Below are 25,388 nucleotides of genomic sequence, written 5' to 3'. Positions count from 1 at the left end.
TAGGTGAAATTGCCCTGGAAAAAAGACGACGACGCCGAGTCCGTTACGACGTCGACCGTCGAGCAGACGCCGGAAGAAGCTGCGGCCGATCGCAGGTACACCGAGGGCAAGGGCCGCCCGACGCCCAAGCGTCGCGACGCCCAGGGCAAGAAACGCGGTCCGGTTGCTCCGGCTCCGACGACCCGCGCCGAGGCCCGGGCTCGCAAACGCGAACTGAAGGGTTCGACGGTCAACCTGACCAAGGACGAGAAGCGCGCGCAGTCCGATGAACGGCGCAAGGCTCGAACCGACCAGCGCGAAAAGATGATGGACGGCGACGAGCGCTACCTGATGGCTCGCGACAAGGGCGAAGTCCGTCGGTACGCCCGCAATATCGTCGATTCGCGGCGCAACTTCGCGGGCCTCTTCATGCCGTTTGCGATTCTGCTGATTCTCGTGATGTTCCTGCCCGCCCTTGCGGTCTACGCCACGCTGTTCATGCTGGTATTCGTCGTCTTCCTGGTCATCGACGGCTTCCTGCTCGGACGTACCCTCAACAACCGGGTCCACGAACGCTTCCCGAACACCACCGATGGTGGTTTCAAACTCACCTGGTACGGATTCAGCCGCGCCATGCAGATGCGATTCATGCGTGCACCTCGCCCCACGGTCAAGCCGGGCGACGCGGTCTGATCGGTGATGCGAACCCTCGTACTTGGTGGAATACGCTCGGGTAAATCAGCTTTCGGCGAAAGCCTGCTGCCCGAAAGCGGTGTCAGATACCTGGCGACGGCCTCGGATCCGGCGACGGGTGATCCGGAGTGGTCGAACCGGATCGAGGCCCACCGGGCCCGACGTCCGAGCACGTGGACCACGGTCGAATCCGCGGACGTCGCAGCCGAATTGCGCCGTGACCCGGTCGCGCCGACGCTGGTCGACGATCTCGGCAGCTGGCTGAGCGGGCATATCGACTCGGTCGGTGGCTGGGACGACGAGAACTTCGACATGTCCGCCGTGGTGACGGAATTGTCCACGGCGGTGGCCGATTTCACCGGAGATCTGGTGATCATCAGTCCAGAGGTCGGCCTTTCGCTGGTCGCACCCGTTCCCGCCGGTCGGCTGTTCCAGGACCAATTGGGCATCGTCAATGCCGCGGTTGCCGCGGTCTGCGAACGGGTTGTCCTGGTCGTTGCGGGACGAACACTCGAACTACGCGGCGGCGCGGCCGTCGACGCTGAGCCGCAGGCAGTGACATCCGCTGTGCCGGCGCCGATTCCGGCACCCGAGCCGGTACCTGTTCCGGCACCGGTACCTGCCCCGGCCGCATTACACGACCCTGCCGCGACCGAAGATCCGGTACCGGTCACCGAGTTCGAGAATCCCGAACAATTCGATTTCGTGGACGCACCAGATCGCCATACCGCGATCGCTGCACGCGAACGCCACGGGGAACTGACAAAGCCGCCCGGATCACTGGGGCGGCTCGAAGAGATCGGCATCTGGATGGCCTCCTGCCAGGGAGTGTGCCCACCTCGCCCGATCACCGAACCCACCGTGGTGATCTTTGCCGGCGACCACGGCGTCGCCCAGGCAGGCGTTTCGGCATTTCCCCCCGAGGTCACCGCGCAGATGGTCGGGAATTTCCTGGCCGGCGGTGCGGCCGTCAACGTGCTGGCCAAGCAAAACGGCGCGCGGGTACGCGTAGAAGATCTGGCCGTGAACGCTCAGACCCCGGAAGCGGTGAGCCGCTTCAAGGTTCGCCGCAGCACTGGTGACCTCACGCGTGAAGATGTCTTGACCACCGAAGAGACCCGCGCTGCCCTGGCAGCCGGCCGTGCCATCGCCGATCGGGAGATCGACTCCGGCGCGGACCTTCTCATCGCCGGTGAGATGGGTATCGGGAACACCACGCCGGCCACGGTTCTGATCGGCCTGCTCACCGATTCCGAGCCCGTGGTGGTCGTCGGACGCGGCACCGGCATCGACGACAACGGCTGGATCCGTAAGACCGCGGCGGTGCGAGACGGTATGCGCCGGGGCCGGTCCCACACGCGGATCCCCCTCGAACTCTTGCGGGCTGTCTCCGGCGCCGAGATCGCCGCGATGGCCGGATTCCTGGCGCAGGCCGCTTTGCGCAAGACACCTGTCATCCTCGACGGCCTGGTGGTGACCGCGGCCGCACTGGTGGCCAACGACCTTGCACCCGGCGCCCGCGAATGGTGGGTGGCCGGACACCGCTCGGCCGAGCCGGCTCATCGAATCGCCTTGCGGCATCTTGATCTCGAACCTCTGCTCGACCTGTCGATGCGCCTCGGTGAAGGCAGCGGGGCCCTGACCGCACTCCCCATCGTGCAGGCCGCCGTGAACACGCTCGCATCGATGGCGACATTTGCCGAAGCCCAGGTCAGTGGTGCACCCGATGCGTCTTCCTGACCACAGATGAATGTGCGAGCCGCATTTCGGGGTCCACAGACCGCGATCTCGTGGTTGACGATCCTGCCGATCCCGGCACCCAAGGGTCCTTTTGACCGGGCGCTGGGCGGCGCGGCGATCGGATCGGCGCCGCTCGTGGGAGCACTGCTCGGTGTGATCACCGCGGCGATCGCTGTCGGTCTGGGTCACACCGAGCTGCCCCCGCTGCTGGCGGGCCTGCTGATCGTCGGGGTCCTCGCGATCCTCACCCGCGGAATGCATCTGGACGGATTATCGGATACCGCAGACGGATTGGGGTGTTTCGGTTCACCCGAACGCGTGCACAAGGTGATGCACAGCGGCAGCGCCGGCCCGTTCGGCGCCGCCACGTTGGTTCTGGTCCTGGTCGCACAGGCGGCTGGTTACGGTGCCCTGATAGAGCAGAGCGATTGGGCTGCAATCGTTTTCGTGCTCTTCGCCAGCCGGGTGGCACCGGTCGTCGGATGCCGCGTGAATCTGTCCGCGACCGAAGAATCGAAATTCGGCGCCCTGACCGCCGGGACACAACGCCTCACTATCGTTTTCTGGGCGCTCGGTGCGATTGCGGTCGGCTACATGGTGGACCCGGCGCTACCGCTTCCGGGCGTGCTGAGCGCGCTGGCCGTCGTCGGATTCGCCTGGTGGTTCAGCTTTCACTGCTCCCGCCGATTCGCCGGTGTCAACGGCGACGTGCTCGGCGCGCTGATCGAACTCAGTGCCCTGATCGCCATCTGCGGACTACTGATCGCCTGAGTCGCGATTCGCGACCCGGGCCCACGTACCTGCGGCCGAGATCAGCCGTGGAGCGTGGTCATCCACCCGTGGGTGTCGGCGAAGGTGCCGCGCTGGATACCGGTGAGCGTGTCGCGCAAGGCCATCGTGACCTCACCCGGGCGCCCGTCTCCGATGGTGTAGTCGTCGGTCTCGCCCTTGACGTGACCGACCGGGGTGATGACGGCGGCGGTACCGCAGGCGAAGACCTCGGTGATCTCGCCGGAGGCCACCCCCTTGCGCAGCTCTTCGACGCTGATCTTGCGTTCGACGCATTCGAAGCCCGCGTCGGCGGCGAGCTGCAGGAGCGATTCCCGGGTGATGCCCGGGAGCAACGAGCCGGACAGTTCCGGGGTGACCAGTTTGGCGTCGGCACCGGAGCCGAAGACGAAGAACAGGTTCATGCCACCCATTTCTTCGACGAAACGGCGTTCGATGGCGTCGAGCCAGACCACCTGATCGCAGCCCTTGTCGGCGGCCTGTGCCTGTGCGAGCAGCGAAGCGGCGTAGTTGCCACCGAACTTTGCCGCACCCGTTCCGCCTGGCGCAGCCCGCACGTATTCGGTGGAGAGCCACACGCTCACCGGCTGCACACCACGCGTGAAGTAGGCCCCGGCGGGCGAGGCGATCAGCAGGTACTTGTATTCACTCGACGGACGCACGCCGAGCCCGACTTCGGTGGCGATCATGAACGGACGCAGGTAAAGCGAGGCCTCGCCACCGGCCTCCGGAACCCAGAGGTTGTCGGCGTCGACCAGCGCACGCAACGAGCCCATGAAGTCCTCGACCGGCAACTCCGGCATCGCCAGACGCCGCGCCGAACGCTGCATGCGCCGCGCGTTCGCGTCGGGGCGGAACGACGAGATGCTCCCGTCCGCCTGGCGGTAGGCCTTGAGACCTTCGAAGATCTCCTGCGCATAATGCAGAACCATCGCCGACGGGTCGAGTTGGATCGGTCCGTACGGAAGTACCTGCGCATCGTGCCAGCCCTGATCGGCGCTGTGATCGATGGTCACCATGTGGTCGGTGAAGTACTTACCGAACCCCGGGGCAGCCAGGATTTCCGCACGGCGTTCTGCCGACAGCGGCTGCGGGTGTTCGGTCCGGGCGAACTCCAAAGTCATGCGTCAATCCTATCGCCTGACATCGGGAGCCATTTCTCCGGTGGACCGGACCGAATTCAGCTGGTCCCGGCGGTCACGAACGGCGGGAGAACGACCTCGCATTCGAGCGCGCGGCCACGGACATCGATCACCACGGTGTCACCCTTGGCGACATTCGCCGATGAATCGATGAGCGCCAGAGCTATTCCCGTCTTGAGGGTCGGCGAGAACGTTCCCGACGTGGTGACGCCGATCTGTGTTCCACCCGGCCCGTCGAGGACCGCGAGGTCAGCCCTCGGAACACCGCGTCCGGTTGCCCGCAGGCCCCACAGGCGGCGCGCCGGACCGGATTCCTTCTCGGCGAGCAGTGCGTCGCGACCGAAGAATTCGGGCTTGCGCCAGCCGACGGCCCAGCTGCAGCGGGCCTGCAGCGGACTGATGTCGACGGACAGTTCGTGGCCGTGCAGCGGGTAGCCCATCTCGGTCCGCAACGTGTCGCGGGCACCCAATCCGGCGGGGGCTCCACCGGCCGCGATGACGGCGGCGGACAGCGCCGCGAAGACGGGTTCGCTGTCGCCCCAGGCCGGCAGCAATTCGTAACCGATCTCACCGGTGTAGCCGGTCCGGCAGACCCGGACCGGGTAACGCTCCTGACCCACAACCATTTCGGTGTCTGCGAACGACATGTACTCCATGTCGGTGGGCAGCCCCAGCCCCGACAACACCGCAGAGGACTGCGGGCCCTGCACCGCGAACACCCCGAAGTCTCGATGACGATCGGTGACCTCGACGCCCTCGGGAGCCACCGCCGCCAGAGCGGCCACCACGGCTGCGGTATTGGCCGCATTGGGGACGAGGAACACGTCGTCGTCGGAGACCCAGTAGGCGATGAGGTCGTCGATCACACCGCCAGAGCTGTTGGTGCACAACGTGTATTGGGCCTTGCCCGGCTGGATCTTGTTCAGATCGTTGGTCAGGCAGCGATTGACGAACTCGGCCGCACCCGTTCCGGTGACCGAGGCCTTGCCCAGGTGACTGACGTCGAAGATTCCAACCGTCTCGCGGACCGCGGTGTGTTCGGCCACGGTGCCCGCATACGACACCGGCATGTTCCAGCCGCCGAATTCGGCGAAACTCGCGCCGAGTTCGCGATGCAGATCTTCGATCGGGCCGGCAAGCAATTCACCTTCGCTCATGTGGCAACGCTATCGCGCCGCGAGTGTGACGAAGGCGCGACCACTAAGCTTGGTCCTCGGCAAGGGTTCGGCTACGAGTGGGAGTGAAGTGTGAGCAAGTCAAGCGCGATACGTCAGCTGGGTCCTGAACTGTCATTGGTCACCGGGATCAGCAAGGACGACGACGTTCTGGTCATCGGACTGACCACCGCCGACGAGGACGGGGCCCCGAGCCTGGTCATCGGTGACGGCCTGCTCGACGATGCCACGGCCTCCGCGATCGACGATGCGCTCGCCGCCGTCGGCGCCAAGGGTTCGGCCGGTGAACTGACCAAACTTCCCGCGCCCGCAGGGCTGGGGGTGACATCGGTGCTCGCCGTCGGACTCGGCGCGGCAGAAAAACTCGACGATGCCGAACACGTTCGCCGTCAGGCGGGTGTGGCCGCGCGCAGCCTGCAAGGTGTGGCCACGGCTGTGACCAGCCTTCCGGTCGCCGGTCTGGCAGCGACCGCCGAGGGGTTCTTCCTCGGCGCGTACCGCTTCGACGAGTTCCGTTCGACTCCGCCCGAGAAGGCTCCGCTGACGGCGGTTCGCCTGATCGTGCCCGTCGCCGACAAGACCACGCAGGCCGAATTGGATCGCGCCAAGGCCATCGCCCGCGCCGTGTCCATCGCCCGCGACTTCGTGAACACCCCACCGAGCCACCTGTTCCCCGAGGAGTTCGCCGACCGCGCGAAGGCCCTCGGATCGGCTGCCGGACTCAAGGTCGAGATCCTCGACGAAACCGCCCTGGACAAGGCCGGCTACGGCGGCATCGTCGGCGTCGGCAAGGGCAGCTCGCGTCCGCCACGCCTCGTGCGCCTGAGCCACAGCGCCGGAAGAAAGGCCAAGACCGTCGCCCTTGTCGGAAAGGGCGTCACCTTCGACACCGGTGGCATCTCGATCAAGCCGGCCGCCGGCATGGAGAACATGACCTCCGACATGGGCGGCGCCGCAGCCGTCATCGCCACGGCGATCCTGGCGGCCGAACTCAATGTCGGCGTCAACGTGATCGCCACGGTTCCGATGGCCGAGAACATGCCGTCGAGCACCGCGCAGCGGCCCGGTGACGTCCTGACCCAATACGGCGGCAAGACCGTCGAGGTCATCAACACCGACGCCGAGGGCCGGCTGATCCTGGCCGACGCCATCGTGCGCGCCTGCGAAGACGAGCCCGACTACCTGATCGACACCGCCACCCTGACCGGTGCGCAGCTGGTCGCCCTTGGCACCCGTACCCCGGGCGTGATGGGCACCGACGAGTTCCGCGACCGTGTCGCAACGATCTCGCAGGCAGAAGGTGAATCGGGTTGGCCGATGCCGTTTCCGGAAGAGCTCCGGCCGGATCTCGATTCCCGGGTCGCCGATCTCGCCAACGTCACCAATCACCGGTGGGGCGGAATGCTCTCGGCCGGCATCTACCTCCGGGAGTTCGTTGCGAAGGACGTGCAGTGGGTCCACATCGACATCGCCGGGCCGGCTTTCAACACCGGCGGCCCTTGGGGTTACACCGGTAAGGGTGGAACCGGGGTGCCGGTACGGACCATCTTTGCGGTACTGGAGGACATCGCTGCCGAAGGATGAGGCAAAAGGTAGGGTTTAGAACGGCGGTTCGCCTCATCCGGCGTATCACCAACCACATGCCTGCCACCAACACCGGTGGTTTGGCCCAGACCGTAGACCGCACACCGGTTCTCGAAATCAAGGAGTCGACAACGATGGCCTTCTCCGTCCAAATGCCAGCCCTGGGTGAAAGCGTCACCGAAGGCACTGTCACCAGGTGGCTCAAGCAGGAGGGTGACACGGTCGAGGCCGACGAACCGTTGCTGGAAGTGTCGACCGACAAGGTCGACACCGAGATCCCGGCACCGACGTCCGGCGTCCTGATCAAGATCGTCGCGCAGGAAGACGATGTCGTCGAGGTCGGCGGCGAGCTCGGTCAGATCGGTGACGCCGGCGAGTCCGCCGGTGACAGTGCCCCGGCACAAGAAGCCCCCGCACAGGAAACTGCCGAGCCGGAAGCCGAGCCCGAACCCGAACCCGAATCGGAGCCCGAATCGGAGCCCGAGGCACCAGCGGCTTCGGCTTCGTCGGCCGGCGGGTCCGCCGAGGGCACCGACATCACGATGCCCGAACTGGGCGAGTCGGTCACCGAGGGAACCGTCACCCGTTGGCTCAAAGAGGTCGGCGATTCCGTCGCGGCCGACGAGCCGCTGCTGGAGGTCTCCACAGACAAGGTCGACACCGAGATTCCGTCGCCTGTCGCAGGCACCCTGCTCGAGATCATCGCCCTCGAGGACGACGTCATCGAGGTCGGCGGTCGCCTGGCCGTGGTCGGCTCTGCCGACTCCAAGCCCACCGTCGCACCTGAGCCCGAGGCCACGCCGGAACCGGAGCCCGAGCCCGAGCCCGAGGCAAAGCCCGAGCCGGAGGCAAAGCCCGAGCCGGTCGCAGAATCGAAGCCGGCCCCGAAGGAAGAGCCTGCTCCGAAGGAAGAATCCAAGCCGGCAGCCGAGTCCGGGGCCGACCAGGAGTCGACCCCGTATGTGACCCCGCTGGTCCGCAAGCTCGCGGCCGAGAACAACGTCGACCTCAGCGCCATCAAGGGCACCGGTGTCGGTGGCCGCATCCGCAAGCAGGACGTGCTGGCCGCCGCCGAGGCCGCCAAGGCCCCCGCAGCTCCGGCAACCCCGGAACCGGCTGCAGCACAGGCGAAGTCGGAACCCTCCAAGTCGGCGCCGGCCAAACCGAGCCCGGAGCTCGCCAAGCTGGTCGGCACCACGCAGAAGATCAACCGGATCCGGCAGATCACCGCCAAGAAGACCCGCGAATCCCTGCAGGAGAGCGCACAGCTCACCCAGGTGTTCGAGGTCGACATGACCAAGATCGCCACGCTGCGGGCAGCCGCGAAGGAAGGCTTCAAGGCCAGCGAGGGTGTCAACCTGACCTACCTGCCCTTCATCGCCAAGGCAGTCGTCGAGGCACTGAAAGCGCATCCGAACGTCAACGCCTCGATCGACGAAGAGGCCAAGGAGATCACGTACTACTCCAAGGTCCACCTCGGGATCGCGGTCGACACCGAGCAGGGTCTGCTCTCCCCTGTCATCCACAACGCGGACGATCTCTCGATCGCCGGTCTGGCACGGGCCATCGCGGACATCGCCGCGCGGGCACGGAGCAACAAACTCAAGCTCGACGACCTCACCGGTGGAACGTTCACCATCACCAACATCGGTAGCCAGGGCGCACTCTTCGACACCCCGATCCTGGTTCCGCCGCAGGCGGCCATGCTCGGTACGGGTGCCATCGTCAAGCGTCCGGTCGTGATGACCAGTGCGGACGGTTCGGAGTCGATCGCGGTGCGCTCGATGTCGTTCCTGCCGCTCACCTACGATCACCGCCTGATCGACGGCGCTGACGCCGGCCGCTTCCTGAGCACCGTGAAGCATCGCCTCGAAGAAGCCGCGTTCGAGGCAGACCTGGGACTGTAAGAAAGTCCATGCGGATCGCCATAGCGGGATCTTCTGGCCTGATCGGCTCGGCCCTGGTGGAAAGTCTCACCGGGGCCGGCCATCAGGTCATCCGCCTGGTTCGCCAACCCTCTACCGCCCCGAACCAGATCCATTGGGCGCCTGATTCGTTCGGCATCGATCCCAAAGCATTGGATGGGGTCGATGCGGTGGTCAACCTCTGTGGTCGGGGTATCGCCGACCACCGGTGGTCGGGACGCGTGAAGCAAGAGATCCGGGACAGCCGGATCATCCCGACACAAGTCCTTGCCGAGAGCGTGCGACTCGCCGGCGTCCCGATTTTTGTGAGTTCCAGCGCAACCGGCTTCTACGGCGACACCGGTTCACGAGCCGTGACCGAGAAGGACGCCGCCGGAACCGGGTTCCTGGCCGATCTCACCACCGATTGGGAAGCCGCGGCGCTCACCGCTGCGGCGTCCGGGTCCTCGACCAGGATCGCCCTGATCCGCACAGCGCCGGTGTTGTCGCAGTCCGGCGGCCTGCTCGGCAAGCTGCGACCGCTGTACCGGCTCGGCCTCGGTGGCCGCCTGGGCAACGGTCGGCAGTACTTCCCGTGGATCAGTCTTTTCGACGCGGTACGGGTCCTGGAGTTCGTGTTGACGCGGCCGCTGGCCGGTCCGGTCAACATGTGCGGACCCCGAGCGGTCACGAACACCGAGTTCACGAAGGCTTTCGGGCGTGCCGTCGGGCGGCCCACGGTGTTCGCGGTACCAGGTGTCGTGCTGTCGAAGGCAGTCGGTGAGATGGCCGAGGAAATGTTGTTGCAGGGTCAGAACGTTGTACCTGAAGTGCTGATCGACAACGGCTTCGAATTCCGTCATCCCACCCTCGACTCTGCGCTCGCATACGCGTTGGGCAAGGCCTCCTGATGTCCAGCGCCCGACTGTCCGACACGCCCCTCGAAATCCGCTGGCTCGGCCGCGTCGACTACCAGGAGACCTTCGACCTGCAACACCGGCTGGCGAACGAACGTGCCGACGGCATCCTTGACCACGACGTCCTGCTGATGCTCGAACATCCGTCGGTGTACACCGCGGGCCGGCGGACCGAGGATGCGGATCGTCCCACCGACGGCTCACCCGTGATCGACGTCGACCGCGGCGGCAAGATCACCTGGCACGGCCCCGGACAGCTTGTCGCCTACCCGATTGTTGCGTTGGCCAGTCCGGTCGATGTGGTCGATTACGTCCGGCGGCTGGAAGAGGCGATGATCCACGTCTGCGAGGCGTTGGGGTTGCCGACCTTCCGCGTCGACGGCCGTTCGGGTGTCTGGGCGGTCGATAGCCCGGGCCTCGACGCGCCCGGGCCCCGCCGCGACCGCAAGATCGGCGCGATCGGCATCCGGGTGGCACGGGCGGTGGCGCTGCACGGAATCGCCTTGAATTGTGATCCTGACCTGCGTGCCTTCGAAGCCATCATTCCCTGCGGCATACCCGACGCCGGGGCCGGATCCCTCACGAACGAACTCGGTCGCCCGATCACCGTCGACGAGGTCCGGCCGCTGCTCACCAAGGCGGTGGTCGACGCCCTCGACGGGACGTTGCCCGTGACCACCCACTCTGCATCAACCACGGTCACCGAGCGTGACAATCAACCCCGCGTAGGATCACTCCAGTGACTGTTTCTCACGACAAACCAGCCAAATCGAGCGCTACGGCAGCAGCAGGCCCGGGTGGACGCAAACTTCTGCGCCTCGAGGCCCGCAACTCCGAGACCCCGATCGAGCGCAAGCCGTCGTGGATCAAGACCCGCGCCACCATGGGCCCGGAGTTCACCGAACTCAAGGCACTGGTCAAGAGCGAGGGCCTGCACACTGTCTGCGAAGAGGCCGGCTGCCCCAACATCTACGAGTGCTGGGAAGACCGCGAGGCCACCTTCCTGATCGGCGGCGAGCAGTGCACCCGCCGCTGCGACTTCTGCCAGATCGACACCGGCAAGCCCGACGATCTCGATCGCGACGAGCCCCGCCGGGTGGCCGAGAGTGTCGCCACCATGGGTCTGCGCTACTCCACCGTGACCGGTGTGGCCCGCGACGACCTTCCTGACGGCGGTGCCTGGCTCTACGCCGAGACGGTCCGGTACATCAAACAACTCAACCCGACCACCGGCGTCGAGCTGCTGATCCCCGATTTCAACGCCGATCCCGACCAGATGGCCGAGGTCTTCGCTTCGCGCCCAGAGGTGTTGGCGCACAACGTCGAAACCGTGCCGCGCATCTTCAAGCGGATCCGTCCGGCATTCCGTTACCAGCGCAGCCTCGACGTCATCACCGCAGCCCGCGATGCCGGCCTGGTGACCAAGTCGAACCTGATCCTCGGTATGGGCGAAACCCCCGAAGAGGTGACCGAGGCGATGGTCGACCTGCACGAGGCCGGCTGCGACATCCTCACCATCACGCAGTACCTGCGTCCGTCGCCGCGGCACCATCCGGTGGACCGGTGGGTCAAGCCCGAGGAGTTCGTCGAGCATTCGACGTTCGCCGAGAACCTCGGCTACGCCGGTGTCATGGCCGGACCACTGGTTCGCTCCTCGTACCGGGCCGGACGTCTGTACGCGCAGGCGATGAAGCATCACGGACGGGAACTCCCCGAAGCGATGTCGCATCTCGCCGACGGCGGAACCGCCAGCCAGGAAGCCTCGTCACTGATTGCCCGACTCGCTCGCTGAACTCTGATCGGCGCTCTCCACGAGCCGAGTCACACCGTCGGTCGAGTCCGGGGTACCGCGTTGACCGGACCGCGACCACGGGCCAGTATCCTGGTGGGTATGGCGAAGGCAACAAAAGCGACAAAGGAATCAAAGGCAGCTGCGAAGGCTGCTCGTAGGGAAGCGTCGCGCGCTCGCCGCAAACAGCTGTGGCAGGCGTTCCAGATGCAGCGCAAAGAAGACAAGCTGCTGTTGCCCCTGATGATCGGCGTGATCGTCGGCTTGACGGTGATCGCGGTTCTCATCGGGATCTTCATCGGCGGTCTGATCTTTGTCCTTCCGATGGGCATCCTGCTCGGTGTGCTGCTCGCGTTCCTCATCTTCGGACGCCGGGTGCAGAAGACGGTGTTCAAGAAGGCCGACGGTCAGGCCGGTGCCGCTGCCTGGGCCCTGGACAACATGCGTGGGCAATGGCGGGTCAAGCAGGCCGTCTCCGGAACCGCCCAACTCGACGCCATCCATCGCGTGATCGGAAAGCCGGGTGTGATCCTGGTCGCCGAAGGCTCTCCCGTCCGCACCAAGTCGTTGCTGGCCCAGGAGAAGAAGCGCGTTGCCCGCATCGTCGGCGACACTCCGATCTACGACATCACCGTCGGCAACGAAGAGGGTCAGATCCCGCTGAAGAACCTTGAGCGGCACCTGAACAAACTCCCGAGCAACATCGACAAGAAGCGCATCGACCAGCTCGAGTCGCGCCTTGCCGCACTCGGTGGCAAAACACCCGGTCCGGGCATGCCCAAGGGCCCGATGCCCGCAGGCGCCAAGATGCGCAGCATCCAGCGCACCGCACGTCGTCGCTGATCACCCCAGATCAACAAAAACCACCCGCGCCAGTTGGAACGGGTGGTTTTTTGGGTGCTGTCAGCGAGTGCGAATTAAGGCGGTACCGGTGGCCCGATCGTGCATACCGCGTCCGTCGTAGTCGTTGATCAGTGGTGGCACCAGGAAGACGATGAGGATCTGCCGGACGAATGCGCGGACGAAGCCGACCCGTACTCCCCCGTCGACGCGGGCCACCCGCATGCCGGTGAGGAACTGTCCCGGGGTGAAGCCGAATGCGGTCACCGACCCGACACCGACCACAAACCAGACGAGCAGCACCACGTTCGACAGGATCGGCGACTCCAGGTCACGGACGAAGATCAGCGTGACACCACCGGACATCAGCCAGTCGGCGAGCAAACCGAGGCAGCGATGCCAGGACGACGCCAGTGAGTTCGGGCCGGACTCGGGCAGACCGAGCTTTTCTCCGCGGTAAGAACCTACTTCGCCGTTCTCTCCGAGTGCCGCCTGCGGACCAGAAAGCCACGATCCGGTGATTCGTCCCATGGGCTCAATCATAGATGTGCTGGGAGAACAGCCTCACCACGCATTGTGCGGCCCATCTCACACAACAAATCGACATGGTCAGACGCACGTAACACGGGCGAAACACCGAAGTATCCGCCTAGCAACCTGACGTCAATACGGTCAGCGTTGATGATCCGCCACTCTACAGTGGACAAGGACAATCGCCAGCCCTTGCAAAATCCATGAATCTGGCGCTGGCAGCAATTGGGCACGAGTGAAGGAGTCACCCGCAGGTGTACAACACAAAGGAAGAACTGCTCGAGGGCATCAAGGCTGAAGGTGTCGAATACGTCGACATCCGCTTCTGCGACCTCCCCGGAACGATGCAGCATTTCTCGATCCCGGCAACGGCCTTCGACGAAAGCGTCTTCGAGGACGGCCTGGCATTCGACGGTTCGTCGATTCGCGGCTTCCAGTCGATCGACGAGTCGGACATGATGTTGCTGCCCGACCCCACCACCGCACGCATCGATCCTTTCCGCAAGGCAAAGACGATGAATGTGACTTTCTTCGTGCACGACCCGTTCACTCGTGAGTCCTACAGCCGCGACCCGCGCAACGTTGCCCGCAAGGCCGAGGATTACCTGGCCAGCACCGGCATCGCCGACACCTGCTTCTTCGGCGCCGAAGCCGAGTTCTACATCTTCGACTCGGTGTCGTTCAGCTCTGAGGTCAACGGCACCCACTACAACGTGGAGTCCGAATCGGGCTGGTGGAACGCCGGTTCCCAGGTCGATCCCGACGGATCACCGAACCTCGGCTACAAGGTCCGCCAGAAGGGCGGCTACTTCCCCGTCGCGCCCTACGACCACTACGTCGACCTGCGCGATGAGATCTCGACCAACCTGACCAACGCCGGGTTCATCCTCGAGCGCGGGCATCATGAGGTCGGCACCGGCGGCCAGACCGAGATCAACTACAAGTTCAACACGCTGCTGCACGCCGCTGACGACGTTCAACTGTTCAAGTACATCGTGAAGAACACCGCATGGCAGAACGGCAAGTCCGTCACCTTCATGCCCAAGCCCCTGTTCGGCGACAACGGTTCGGGCATGCACGCCCACCAGTCGCTGTGGAAGGACGGCAAGCCGCTCTTCCACGACGAGGCCGGCTACGCGGGACTCTCCGACCTGGCTCGCCACTACATCGGCGGCATCCTGCACCACGCCCCGTCGCTGCTGGCATTCACCAACCCCACGGTGAACTCCTACAAGCGTCTGGTCCCGGGCTACGAGGCCCCGATCAACCTGGTGTACAGCCAGCGCAACCGCTCCGCGTGTGTGCGTATCCCGATCACGGGCAACAACCCGAAGGCCAAGCGCCTCGAGTTCCGTTGCCCCGACAGCTCGGGCAACCCGTACTTCGCGTTCGCCGCCATGATGATGGCCGGCCTCGACGGCATCAAGAACAAGATCGAGCCGCACGAGCCCGTCGACAAGGACCTCTATGAGCTCCCGCCGGAGGAGGCCAAGGGCATCCCGCAGGCTCCGACCTCGCTCGGCGCCGTCATCGACCGCCTCGAAGAGGATCACGACTACCTCACCGAGGGTGGCGTGTTCACCGAAGATCTCATCGAGACCTGGATCAGCTTCAAGCGTGAGCAGGAAATCGAGCCCGTCCAGATCCGGCCGCACCCGTACGAGTTCGCGCTCTACTACGACGTGTGATTCGTCTCCGACGAAGTGACGTGTGATTCGTCTCCGACGAAGTGACGTGTGATCGTTTGATATGACAAATCCGGCCCGGCCTTCTGCAGAAATGCAGATCGCCGGGCCGGATTTGTTTGTCGAGCTCACACCACTGATGCCCTGATCGGCAGGTGTTTGAGTCCGCCGACGAAGGTGGTTTCGATCAGTTCGGGATAGCCGGTGAGTTCCACCGACCGAAGTCGTGGCAGCAATTCCGAATAGAAGCTGCTGACCTCCATGCGAGCCAGTGCCGCACCCAGGCAGAAATGGACCCCGTATCCGAACGCCACGTGGTTGTTGGGGCTGCGGCCGACATCAAATCGGAATGGATCCTCGAAGACGTCTTCATCCCGATTGCCCGACACATACGAGAGCAGCAATGACTCCCCCTGCGTGATCGGCACACCGCGCACCTCGGTGTCCTGGGTCGCGGTGCGCATGAATGCCTTGACGGGTGTGGTCCACCGGATCATCTCTTCGGCGGCCGATGCCATCAACCCCGGATCGGCGACCAAACGTGCTCGCTCATCCGGGTTTTCGATCAGTGCCTGCATGCCGCCGGAGATCGTTGCGCTGGTGGTGTCGTGGCCTGCCGTGGCGATGATCAGGTAGTACCCCACCGTCTCGATATCCGACAGCGGCTCACCGTCGATCGTCGCGTTGGCAATGGTGGACGCCAGATCGTCGGTCGGATGTTCACGCCGGGACGCGGTCACGGCGTTGAAGTACTCGAACATCTCCAGCAGAGCCATGGTTCGATCTTCTTCGGTTGCACCGCGGTGATACTCCGGCTCGTCACTACCGAGCAACTCCTGCGTCAGCTTGAGCATCAGCGGAAAGTCGGACTCGGGCACACCGAGCAGCGACATGATCACGTACAAGGGATAATTCACCGCAACCTCTTGGACGAAGTCGCAGTCGCCATCCATGGCGCGCATCTTGTCTACATAAATGGTTGCGAGCTCGGCGACGCGGGCCTTCATTGCTTTCATCGCTTTGGGACGGAACCAGTCCCCTGCGATCGCGCGCACCACCTTGTGCTCGGGATCATCCATGTGGATCAGCGTTTTCACCTGGCTCGCGATATCGGTCTCTTCCTGCACCGACTTGATCAGAACCGGACGCGGATAGTTGGTGAACAGGGTGTTGTTGCGCGAAACCGCCATGATGTCTTCATGTTTGGTGATCGCCCAGAACGGGCGATAGTGCGGCTCCTCCACCCTCGAGACCGGCGCCGTCGCACGCAGATGGGTCAGCGCACTGTGTAAGCGCGCGTCATCGGCATACGCCGACGGATCGGCCAACACCCGTGCTGCGTCCTCAATACCCGGAACTGCCATACGAATTCCCCCTACACATCAATTCTCTGAGCTGGACAACACGTGCTTGCCGATGATCGTCGGCAGATCCAGGAATGTACGGATCCCCGGCGCCGCTGCGCAGACGGGTTCGATCGCGTGCACAGCATGCATCGCGGTCCCCAGGCAGGCCTGGTCGTTCTCGTCCTCACCGCCGGTGGCGATCTGCGCTTCGAGAACCAGCGAGGGCGTGCCCTCCACGATGACCTTCCAGCCCCGCCCGCTCGGCCAGTCCGGTGCCTGGTCGTCGCGAAGCCGCGTGATGTGTTCGACGGTCAACGCAGGTCTGCCGTCGACGACGGCGGTGCAACTGAATCGCTGGGCCGATACGGTCCCCGCGCCGATGCTGCCGGCCTTGACCTCAAAGGCTTCTTCGGTGACAGCGACCTGGCGGTCGAAGGTGAAATCGTCGATGGTGGCGCCGAGGCCGTCGACGAGCAGCATCAGCGAGGCCCGGAACGACGAGCCGGCAACTGCCGGGTCGGACATCGGCACCTGGTCCAGCGGGCGTTTCCCAAAACCCATGATGTCGAACAGCATCGAGGGGCTGTCGTACTCCCCGTAGTCGAGGAGTTCCTGGACCAGGATCGAGTCCACCTTCCGGCAGAGCCCGGACATGGTCAGCGGCACCACTTCTGCCGCCCAGCCCGGCTCGATACCGGTGGCGTGGAATGACGTCCCACCCTCTGCACAGGCCGCCGCCAACCTGTCCACCACACCGGTGCCGAGGCTCTGCGGATAGATCAGTGCGGTCACCGCGGTCGAGACCACGTTCTTTCCGGAGGCCAGCAACCGGCAGATGTTGTCGACCGCACCGAACGGATCCATCTCTCCCTGCGCCATATAGAGAACGCAGTCGGCATCGAGGGCAAGGATGTCGTCGATGCTGTTCGTGGCGACCACACCGGTGTCGTCGATTCCGCAGATCTCACCGATGTCTCGACCGACCTTGGTTTCGCTGTACACATAGGCACCGACCAACTCGAGATCGGGATGCGCGGCAACCGCCGCAACCGCGTGCCTTCCGACAGTCCCCGTGGCCCACTGGATGATTCGACGTCTGCCCATACTGCCCACGTGCTCCTCGCAAAGTTGGTGTTCCGGTCTCCGGGCGGTGACCACGATGCCTGTCACAACTCGGAGGATGGCGTCTAACTGTAAGACATACCGTATCCCATTCCCCAGATCTTGAGATGACTTCCCAACATCGTCGATGCAGGCTAAATTGAAAGCCATACTGTATGGCCCTCGGAATGGAGAACAGTCGTGGACAAAAATGACATGATCCTGATCAGCGTCGATGACCACATCATCGAACCGCCCGACATGTTCAAGAACCATCTACCGAAGAAGTACCTCGAGGACGCGCCTCGGCTGGTCCACCAGGACAGTGGCGCGGACGTCTGGAAGTTCCGCGACATCGTTATCCCGAATGTCGCGCTCAACGCCGTGGCCGGCCGCCCGAAGGAGGAGTACGGGCTCGAACCAGATGGGCTGGACGAAATCCGTCCCGGATGCTTCGACGTCGATGAACGCGTCAAGGACATGAACGCCGGCGGGGTCCTGGCCCAGATGAACTTCCCGTCGTTCCCCGGTTTCGCAGCGCGCCTGTTCGCGACGGACGACCCCGACTTCTCACTGGCGCTGGTGAAGGCCTACAACGATTGGCACATCGACGAATGGTGCGGGGCCCATCCGGGACGCTTCATCCCCATGGCGTTGCCGGTCATCTGGGACGCGGAGCAGTGCGCCAAGGAAGTCCGCCGGGTCTCCGAAAAGGGCGTTCATTCACTGACATTCAGCGAGAATCCGGCAGCTCTGGGCTATCCCAGCTTCCACGACCCGTACTGGAATCCGCTCTGGAAGGCCCTGGTCGACACCGAGACCGTGCTGTCTGTCCACATCGGATCCTCGGGCCGGCTCTCGATCCCCGCCGTCGATTCACCGCCCGATGTGATGATCACGCTGCAACCGATGAACATCGTGCAGGCCGCGGCAGATCTGCTCTGGTCCCAACCGGTCAAGGATTATCCGGACCTGAAAATCGCGCTCTCCGAAGGCGGAACCGGATGGATCCCCTACTTCCTCGAACGGGTCGATCGCACCTTTGAAATGCACTCGACGTGGACGTTGCAGGACTTCGGCGGCAAACTGCCGAGCGAGGTGTTCCGCGAGCATTTCCTCACCTGCTTCATCAGTGATCCACTCGGGGTGAAGCTGCGCCACGAGATCGGCGTCGACAACATCAGCTGGGAGATGGACTACCCCCACAGCGATTCGGTGTGGCCCAACGCCCCTGAAGAACTGTCCGGCGTGTTCGATGCCGAGAACGTTCCCGACGACGAGATCAACAAGATCACCCACCTCAACGCCATGCGCTGGTATTCCTTCGACCCGTTCAAGCACGTACCCCGCGAGAAGGCGACGGTGGGAGCACTTCGGGCGGCCGCGGCCGGCCATGACATCAGCATTCAGGCGCGCAGCCACCACACCGTCGACGCGTCGGTGAAGCTCGCGAACTTCCAGACCCAGATCAAGGCAGCCACCGGGCACACCGCAACCAAATAGCCGCGCCACCACCACTTTCGACGAGGAATGAGCCACATGACAAACGCACAGGGCTGGAAGGCGACGCTCGAGGATCTCGACAGCCGCCGGCAGCACGCGCACGGGATGGGCGGACCGGAAAGGGTTGCCAAGCACCACGCGAAGGGAAAGCTCGATGCCCGGCAACGGGTTGCCCGCCTCCTCGATGCGGGTAGCTTCCAGGAAATCGGCACCCTGGTCGGCGGCGAGATCGCCTCCGACGGCATCGTGGTCGGATCGGGCCGGGTGAACGGCAACCCGGTGATGGTCGGTGCCGAGGACTTCACCACGATGGCGGGCACCATTGCACCGGGCAGCAACTCCAAGCGGTACCGCATCGCCGAACTCGCTGTGCGCAACAAGGTCCCGCTGGTGATGATGCTCGAAGGAGCCGGCTTCCGCGCCACCGCACACGCCTACGGGCGCACTCCCACCGATCTGCTCGCGCAGGCTCAGTGTTCGGGTCAGGTCCCACTGATCACCGCCGTTCTCGGATCGTCGGCCGGCCACGGCGCCCTTGTCGCCCCCATCTCCGACTTCACCGTCATGAGCAAACAGGGCGCAATTTTCACCGCGGGTCCTCCGGTGGTCAAAGAGTCGACCGGAGAGACCATCACCAAGGAAGACCTCGGTGGACCTGCGACCGCGATCGCCAGCGGGGTCATCCACAACCTCGCCGACGACGACGAAGCCGCCATCGACGACATCCGGCGGTATCTGAGTTACTTCCCCTCGAGTGCCTGGTCATATCCGCCATCGCTGACGGCCGACGACGATGACAACGAAAAACGGCCCACCACTGAGCTTCTCGACATCATTGCGCGCGACAGTCGCCGGGTCTATGACATGCACGATGTGCTCGACGTCGTGTTCGATCGGCCGGACTACTTCGAGGTTCAGCCCACCTTCGGTCCGGCAATCATCTGCGCGCTCGCGCATCTGGGCGGTCACCCAGTGGCAGTGGTGGCCAATCAGCCTCAGGTGCTCGCCGGCTCCATCAACTCCGATGCGGCGGACAAGGCCGCGCACTTCATCAACGTGGCCGATTCATTCCATCTCCCGCTGGTCTTCCTGGCGGACAACCCCGGCATGCTCCCGGGCAGCGCGTCCGAGCGGGCCGGCGTACTCCGCAGCGGCGCACGGATGTTCGCGGCCCAAACGACGGCCTCCACCATCAAGTTGCACGTCACGTTGCGAAAGGCATATGGCTTCGGCTCGATGGTCATGTCCCTGATCGGATTCGACAGCCAGGCAGCCACTTTCGCATTCCCCGGGGCAACAATGGGCGCCATGAGCGCGGCGGCGCTGAGCCGGGCATCCAATGCGAAAGAGGACGTGAGCACCGTACTTCGCGAAATGGAACTCGAGGCCTCCTATCGCTCCGCCGGACATCTCGGATTCGATGAACTCATCAACCCCGCCGATACCCGCAATGCTCTCCTCGGCTCGTTGGAACTGGCTCTGCGCGGCCGGCAGGCTGCTGCCCAGCCCGTCCTGCGGACCACCATCACACCCTGACTCGAAGGGGCCACAGGGTAATAAAGTCTGAGCCCGTGCCGGTGGCACGGGCTCAGACTTGGTCGGAAGCAAAAACGTTCACCCTAGTCGCTGGCAGGCAACGGTTTGGCGTCTTTCAGCGCGAGCGGGACGTCGCCGAGGCTGAGGCTGCCGGCTCCGGGCTTGGTGACCAAGACCTCGTTCCCGCCGGCATCGGTATAGCGTTTGCCGAGAGCAGTGCCGTCGGCGAATGCCGGATCGATCACCGCGGCAGCGTCTTTCGCTTGCCCCACGGGCACCATCGCGGCACCGCCACAACGCAAGTCGTCAAAGCCGTCCGACGATTTGATGACGATGACCTCGGTCTGACAGACCTGGCTACCCAATCGGGTTCCACCCTTGATCATGAAATTTTCCTCCCTGTTCGGGTCCATCACGTAATCTTCATCGGACCGGTTTCGACCACCGACCGCAATTGACCGAGATCAACCCCTGATTCCGCTGCTGAGGCGATACAGGCCGCCACGTCTTTGGCGATATACGGGCCGGCCAGGTCTGTGAATCCCTGGAGCCCACCAATGAGCTGCAACGATTCCACCGCCTTGCTCGCCCCGCTGCAGACGGACAATGCCTCGAGTAAGGACTTCTCTTGGACACCGAGCTTCTCACCGAGCTCGATCGCCGAGGCGACCAATTGCGCATTGGCCGCGAACAGCACGTTGTTGATGAGTTTGAGCGCCAACGCACTTCCCACCTCACCGGTATCGATGATCGGGTCGGCGTAGGCCTTCAGGACCGGCCGGACCCGGTCACGGACCGGCTCCGGGCCTGCCAGCAGAACGGTCAGCTCGCCGGCAAGGATATCGGTTGCCGCACCACTCACCGGCGCATCGATCACCGCTGGGCCGGCCGGATACTCTTCCGTCAGCGAGGTCAGGGTGCTGAGTAATCCGGTGGTATGTGAGATCACCACAGATCCTGGTTTCGCGTTGGCCATGAATCCGTCGGGACCACGGCCGACTGCGGAGATCTGCGGATCCGAGAACAAACACAGGATCAGGATGTCGGAGGCCGAGGCCACCTCGGCAACCGAATCCGCCAGTCGCGCACCCTGTTCCGACAGACGGGCCCGCACCTCGTCTTTGCGTGCACAGAGCACGACCTCGTGGCCGCCGGCAAGCAACCGGGTAACCATGGGCTCACCCATCTGACCTGCCCCGATGAATCCGATCACGTCTGGCATACGTCCATCCCCACTCCAGTTTTCCCAGGTCCTGAACCATTGTCGCCGGACCGATGAGCTGACTAACTGTAGTAATTACAGTAGGCTCGAACAATAGGCTCGTCAATCAGTTGGAAAAGGAGTGCGGATGTCCTCATTGTTGAGCGGTGTCACCGTGGTCGAACTCGCGTCATGGACGTACGTTCCGAGTGCGGGGGTCATCCTCCGCGACTGGGGCGCCGAGGTGATCAAGATCGAGGACACTCGCGGCGGCGACCCCTGCCGGCAACTGACCGTCGGTGGTCTGCAGCCGCAGGATTCGCGGGTCAAGGTCAACTTCATGATGGAAATCGGCAATCGCGGCAAGCGCAGCATCGGCATGGACATCAAAACCCCTGACGGCAAAGCGATCTTCGCCAAGCTGATTGCCGGCGCCGATGTCTTCCTGACCAACTGGCTCCCCGGACCACTCGAGCGCGCCGGACTCACCGTCGACGCGCTTCGCGCGATGAACCCGAACATCATCATCGCCAGGGGCAGCGGACAGGGCTCGCAGGGGCCCGACCGCGACAAGGGCGGATTCGACGCCTCCGGCTACACCGCCCGGGCCGGCGTGGCCTACGCGCTGACGCCGGACGGCAGCGAGTTCCCGTTCGCCCAGGGTCCGGCCTTCGGTGATCTGCAGGGTGGCAGCACACTCGCCGGCGGGATCGCGGCCGCACTGTTCCATCGCGAGCGCACCGGGGAACCCGACATCGTCGACGGTTCACTACTCGCGCAAGGCATGTGGGCTGTGGCACCGGATATCGTGGCAGCCGACCACTACGGGATCGACCGCATCCCGGCCTACGCGCCGGGCGATGCCCCCAACCCCGTGGTCAATCGCTACAAGACCCGCGACGACCGCTGGTTGCAGCTCGTCTTCCTGCAGGCCGACCGCTACTGGGCCGGCTTCTGCGACCGGATCGGACGCCCGGAACTGGCGACCGACGAACGCTTCACCCCCATCGCCAACCTCGTCGCCAACAAGGACATCGCGACCGCCGAACTGCGAGCGATCTTCGCGGAGCGGGATCTGGCCGAATGGTCCAAGCTCCTGGCCGACGAGCCCGGGGTGTGGGCCAGCCTCGCCACACCGCGGGAGGTCCTCGACGACCCTCAGGTGGCGGCCAACGGCTACCTCCTGACGGCGGCCGACGACGACGGCATCGCCTTCCAGACCGTCAGTGCTCCAATCCGATTCAACAACACAGCGCCCGAGGGTGCCCGCGCGCCCGAATACGGCGAGCACACCGAGTCGATCCTCCTCGAACTCGGGATGGACTGGGACGAGATCATCGCCGCCAAGGAATCCGGCGCGATCATCTGACACGTTCGGCACAACCGAAAAGAACTCTGGCGCCGGGATTCATCCCGGCGTCAGAGTTCTTCTGTCAGTTCAGTTCAGGTCCAACAGGTCAGGCCCCGCTAGCTCACCTGGACCTTCGCCTCGATGCCGAGCAGCTTGGACATGTTGCCACCCATGATCTTTCGGATGTCTTCTTCGGACAGGCCGGAGAGCTTGCTGTCGATCAGGCTCAGCGGATCCTGGAGTCCTTCCGGATGCGGCCAGTCCGATCCGAACAGCACGTGATCTGCCCCGAGGAGGTCGACCACGTCGGAGTAGCTGTCCTCCCAGAACGGGTTGACATACACGCAGCGTTTGAATGCCTCGATGGGATTCTCCAAGAACAACTGTGGCAGCTTCTTGTAGGTCTGTTCGAGGTTCCGGAACAACGTCGGCAGCCAGTCCGCCCCGTTCTCGATCAGCAGCAGCTTCAGATCCGGTACCCGCGACAGCGTCCCGTGACAGGTCAACGCGGTCATCGCATCCTCGATGGCACGACTACCCATCGCGGCGGTCCGGAATCCCGTCGTCGGCGCGAACGGCTTGTACTCCGACGCCGGCTCCCAGATGTTGAGCACTTCGGAGTAGCCGCTGTCCGACGCGTGCATCGAGACCGGGATGCCGGCGTCGACGCAGGCCTGCCAGAACGGATCGAACTCTTCGAAACCGAAAGACCGCGAGCCTTTGAACCCGGGAACCGGTGCCGGGCGCACCAATACGGTGCGGGCTCCCCGCTCGAGGCACCAGTGCAACTCCTCGATCGCCCGATCCACGATCGGGAGCGTGATGACCGGCGTCGCGAAGATTCTGTCCTCGTAATTGAACGTCCACTGTTCGAACATCCACTCGTTGAGCGCATGGATCACGTCATGGGTCAGTTCTGGATCGTCCTTCAGACGTTCCTCGACGAGAGATGCCAGCGTCGGGAACAGCAACGCGTAGTCGACACCCAACTCGTCCATCTTCTCCAGCCGGGCAGCCGGTTCCCGGAACGCCGGAATCGACTTCATCGCCTTGCCCATGATCTCGCGGGCGCTCTTGCCGTCCGGGTTTCCGTTGCGGAAGTAGTCCTCCTGCGCACCCGGTGCGGCGACGACAGAGAAGGTCGGGTTGGGGATGAACTCGCTGATGGTGTCGCGGACGACGATCTTGGTCCGCCCGTCGATGTCGACGTAGCGGATCGTGCCCTTGGCGTGATCCGGAAGGTATTTGGTCAGGGCTTCCCGTGTCTCGTACATGTGGCTGTCCGAATCGAATACCGGGAAGTTCACTTTGCGCGACGGCATGGTTGCACACTCCTTGTTGTCAAAATTGTTGTGCCACAGAGCGCAGCGGCTGCTATTGGCCAACCTTGGCCTTGGGCGGCGAATAGTCGGGGCGGCCCAGACCCAGTGCGTGCTGGGCGATCATGTTGCGGAACACCTCGAGGGTGCCGCCGTAGATGCCGCACAGCGGCGCCCAGCGGTACAGGTACTCGGACGCACCGTCGTCGGCCGCGCCGTCGGTCTCGATCGGCAGGGTCGACGCGGTGCCGAGGACATCCATCAGATCCGGTGCGGTGTCACGCATCGTCTGGGCGATGGCAACCCGTCCGAACATGCTCGGCGCTGACAGCGACGCCTCCATCCGCGCGGCACTGCGGCCGAGCCGGTAGGCCACCGACGAATCATCGAGGGCCTTTTTGCCCGAGGGCGTCTCACGCGATACGGCGGCCGCGACCTTGTCGACGGTGGTCGCCATGTACAGGCCCTGATGCATCATGATGGCGATGTCGTCCAGCCCATCGGGTTTGCGCTCGGTCACACCGTGCTCGACGGCCAGCGGTCCCATCAGCACAGCCCAGCCGCCGTTGACCTCACCGAGCCGGTAGCGGTCGTCGACTTTGACGTCGCTGTAGTAGACGATGTTGGTCCGGTCCCCGTCGACGGTGCGAATGCCCTGGATCTCGATGCCGGGCGAATCCAGCGGCACCAGGAACATCGTCAGACTCTTGTGCTTCTTGGCATCAGGGTCGGTGTTGGTGATCAGGAAGACGTACTTGCTGTTGTGGGCACCGGTGGTGAACATCTTGGACCCGTTGATGATCCAGCTGTCGCCGTCCCACACCGCACGGGTCTTGGACGTCGCGATGTCCGAACCGCCTTCCGGCTCGGTGTAACCCAGGCACATGCGGACATGCCCGCTGAAAACGCCCGGGAGGACCTCTTCCCGGAGTTCGGGTGAGCCGAAGGTCAGCACCGATCGCGCCACGATCGCCGTGGTTCCCCACGTCACCCACGGTGCGTGGAACCGCCGCTTCTCCAGTTGCCAGATCCGCCGCTGGACCCGTCCCCAACCGCCTTCGGTTTCCGAGTGGAACTCGGCCGAGAGATACCCCGCCGCACCCATTGCCAGGTGTACGCCCTCATCGAAGTTGTCGCCGCTTTCACGGTCGCGGCGAATCACCTCATCGGTGACATGTGTGCTCAGGAATGCGCGCACCTCATCGAGAAATGCCTGGTCTTCTGATCCCAGTTCGACCTGTGAGAAATCCATGTTTCCGTCCC

General features: G+C 64.2%; 21 protein-coding genes and 1 pseudogene. 13 read left to right on the top strand and 9 right to left on the bottom strand.

Translation table 11 applies throughout. From position 1 onward, the window contains the following. The first annotated feature begins 3 nt into the window (after window positions 1-3). From H290_RS0105295 to H290_RS0105285, 3 genes are read left to right on the top strand one after another with little or no spacing between them, the layout of a single operon-like run. Window positions 4-672, top strand: coding sequence for a DUF3043 domain-containing protein (locus tag H290_RS0105295; RefSeq protein WP_020105731.1), 669 nt, complete (start codon window positions 4-6; stop codon window positions 670-672). A 6-nt stretch (window positions 673-678) separates the two neighbouring features. Continuing rightward, the gene (cobT, locus tag H290_RS0105290) at window positions 679-2,412 is read left to right on the top strand and encodes a nicotinate-nucleotide--dimethylbenzimidazole phosphoribosyltransferase (protein WP_020105730.1); all 1,734 of its coding nucleotides are present in this window, start codon (window positions 679-681) and stop codon (window positions 2,410-2,412) included. Window positions 2,413-2,418: 6 nt separating this feature from the next. Further along, complete coding sequence (locus H290_RS0105285) at window positions 2,419-3,183, top strand: adenosylcobinamide-GDP ribazoletransferase (protein ID WP_020105729.1); 765 nt, start codon at window positions 2,419-2,421, stop codon at window positions 3,181-3,183. A 41-nt stretch (window positions 3,184-3,224) separates the two neighbouring features. Here the strand turns inward: H290_RS0105285 and H290_RS0105280 are convergent, their stop codons facing one another. Continuing rightward, entirely contained in the window at window positions 3,225-4,325 is a 1,101-nt protein-coding gene (locus H290_RS0105280) for a branched-chain amino acid aminotransferase (protein WP_020105728.1), read from the bottom strand. 56 nt (window positions 4,326-4,381) lie between these two features. Then, complete coding sequence (gcvT, locus tag H290_RS0105275; RefSeq protein ID WP_020105727.1) at window positions 4,382-5,500, bottom strand: glycine cleavage system aminomethyltransferase GcvT; 1,119 nt, start codon at window positions 5,498-5,500, stop codon at window positions 4,382-4,384. A gap of 90 nt (window positions 5,501-5,590) precedes the next feature. Between gcvT and H290_RS0105270 the strand changes: the two genes are divergently transcribed. The 6 genes from H290_RS0105270 (at window position 5,591) to H290_RS0105245 (ending at window position 12,555) form a co-directional block, all read left to right on the top strand. After that, entirely contained in the window at window positions 5,591-7,102 is a 1,512-nt protein-coding gene (locus H290_RS0105270) for a leucyl aminopeptidase (RefSeq protein WP_020105726.1), read from the top strand. A 134-nt stretch (window positions 7,103-7,236) separates the two neighbouring features. Beyond that, window positions 7,237-9,009, top strand: a complete 1,773-nt coding sequence (gene sucB, locus H290_RS0105265; protein WP_028462812.1) for a 2-oxoglutarate dehydrogenase, E2 component, dihydrolipoamide succinyltransferase — start codon at window positions 7,237-7,239, stop codon at window positions 9,007-9,009. A gap of 8 nt (window positions 9,010-9,017) precedes the next feature. Then, on the top strand, window positions 9,018-9,917 hold the full coding sequence (locus tag H290_RS0105260; RefSeq protein WP_020105724.1) for a TIGR01777 family oxidoreductase: 900 nt from the start codon (window positions 9,018-9,020) through the stop codon (window positions 9,915-9,917). After that, entirely contained in the window at window positions 9,917-10,666 is a 750-nt protein-coding gene (gene lipB, locus H290_RS0105255) for a lipoyl(octanoyl) transferase LipB (RefSeq protein WP_020105723.1), read from the top strand. The genes H290_RS0105260 and lipB overlap by 1 nt, the downstream gene beginning before the upstream one ends. Continuing rightward, window positions 10,663-11,715 (top strand): lipoyl synthase, encoded by a 1,053-nt coding sequence (gene lipA / locus H290_RS0105250; protein ID WP_020105722.1) that lies wholly within the window; start codon window positions 10,663-10,665, stop codon window positions 11,713-11,715. The genes lipB and lipA overlap by 4 nt, the downstream gene beginning before the upstream one ends. A 99-nt stretch (window positions 11,716-11,814) precedes the next feature. After that, window positions 11,815-12,555, top strand: a complete 741-nt coding sequence (locus tag H290_RS0105245; protein WP_020105721.1) for a DUF4191 domain-containing protein — start codon at window positions 11,815-11,817, stop codon at window positions 12,553-12,555. Window positions 12,556-12,615: 60 nt separating this feature from the next. Here H290_RS0105245 and H290_RS0105240 read toward each other — a convergent pair whose 3' ends face one another. Continuing rightward, window positions 12,616-13,083 (bottom strand): RDD family protein, encoded by a 468-nt coding sequence (locus tag H290_RS0105240; RefSeq protein WP_020105720.1) that lies wholly within the window; start codon window positions 13,081-13,083, stop codon window positions 12,616-12,618. A gap of 254 nt (window positions 13,084-13,337) precedes the next feature. Here H290_RS0105240 and glnA point away from each other — a divergent pair, with 254 nt between their 5' ends. Then, a complete protein-coding gene (gene glnA / locus H290_RS0105235; protein ID WP_020105719.1) occupies window positions 13,338-14,771 on the top strand; it encodes a type I glutamate--ammonia ligase in 1,434 nt (477 codons plus the stop codon). A gap of 125 nt (window positions 14,772-14,896) precedes the next feature. Here the strand turns inward: glnA and H290_RS0105230 are convergent, their stop codons facing one another. Continuing rightward, window positions 14,897-16,132, bottom strand: coding sequence for a cytochrome P450 (locus tag H290_RS0105230; protein WP_020105718.1), 1,236 nt, complete (start codon window positions 16,130-16,132; stop codon window positions 14,897-14,899). An 18-nt stretch (window positions 16,133-16,150) separates the two neighbouring features. Then, window positions 16,151-17,218, bottom strand: coding sequence for a hypothetical protein (locus H290_RS0105225; RefSeq protein WP_020105717.1), 1,068 nt, complete (start codon window positions 17,216-17,218; stop codon window positions 16,151-16,153). Between the two features lie 198 nt (window positions 17,219-17,416). Here H290_RS0105225 and H290_RS0105220 point away from each other — a divergent pair, with 198 nt between their 5' ends. Both H290_RS0105220 and H290_RS0105215 read left to right on the top strand, forming a co-directional pair. Beyond that, window positions 17,417-18,718, top strand: a complete 1,302-nt coding sequence (locus H290_RS0105220; protein WP_020105716.1) for an amidohydrolase family protein — start codon at window positions 17,417-17,419, stop codon at window positions 18,716-18,718. A 36-nt stretch (window positions 18,719-18,754) separates the two neighbouring features. Beyond that, window positions 18,755-20,254: an acyl-CoA carboxylase subunit beta gene (locus H290_RS0105215; RefSeq protein ID WP_020105715.1), complete on the top strand. Its 1,500-nt coding sequence runs from the start codon at window positions 18,755-18,757 to the stop codon at window positions 20,252-20,254. An 83-nt stretch (window positions 20,255-20,337) separates the two neighbouring features. Here H290_RS0105215 and H290_RS0105210 read toward each other — a convergent pair whose 3' ends face one another. Beyond that, on the bottom strand, window positions 20,338-20,640 hold the full coding sequence (locus H290_RS0105210; RefSeq protein WP_028462809.1) for a hypothetical protein: 303 nt from the start codon (window positions 20,638-20,640) through the stop codon (window positions 20,338-20,340). 26 nt (window positions 20,641-20,666) lie between these two features. Next, window positions 20,667-21,503, bottom strand: a pseudogene (locus tag H290_RS0105205) (NAD(P)-dependent oxidoreductase); the annotation flags it as partial. A gap of 100 nt (window positions 21,504-21,603) precedes the next feature. Between H290_RS0105205 and H290_RS0105200 the strand changes: the two are divergent. Beyond that, complete coding sequence (locus H290_RS0105200; protein ID WP_036517995.1) at window positions 21,604-22,824, top strand: CaiB/BaiF CoA-transferase family protein; 1,221 nt, start codon at window positions 21,604-21,606, stop codon at window positions 22,822-22,824. A 98-nt stretch (window positions 22,825-22,922) separates the two neighbouring features. Here H290_RS0105200 and H290_RS0105195 read toward each other — a convergent pair whose 3' ends face one another. Then, the gene (locus tag H290_RS0105195) at window positions 22,923-24,128 is read right to left on the bottom strand and encodes an amidohydrolase family protein (protein ID WP_020105711.1); all 1,206 of its coding nucleotides are present in this window, start codon (window positions 24,126-24,128) and stop codon (window positions 22,923-22,925) included. A 52-nt stretch (window positions 24,129-24,180) separates the two neighbouring features. Further along, window positions 24,181-25,377, bottom strand: coding sequence for an acyl-CoA dehydrogenase family protein (locus H290_RS0105190; RefSeq protein ID WP_020105710.1), 1,197 nt, complete (start codon window positions 25,375-25,377; stop codon window positions 24,181-24,183). Window positions 25,378-25,388: the final 11 nt, after the last annotated feature.

The sequence above is a fragment of the Nocardia sp. 348MFTsu5.1 genome (assembly GCF_000383535.1).
GTDB lineage: Bacteria > Actinomycetota > Actinomycetes > Mycobacteriales > Mycobacteriaceae > Williamsia > Williamsia faeni.
The sequence above is the reverse complement of the archived record's forward strand: the minus strand, read 5'-3'. Positions and strand labels throughout refer to the sequence as shown.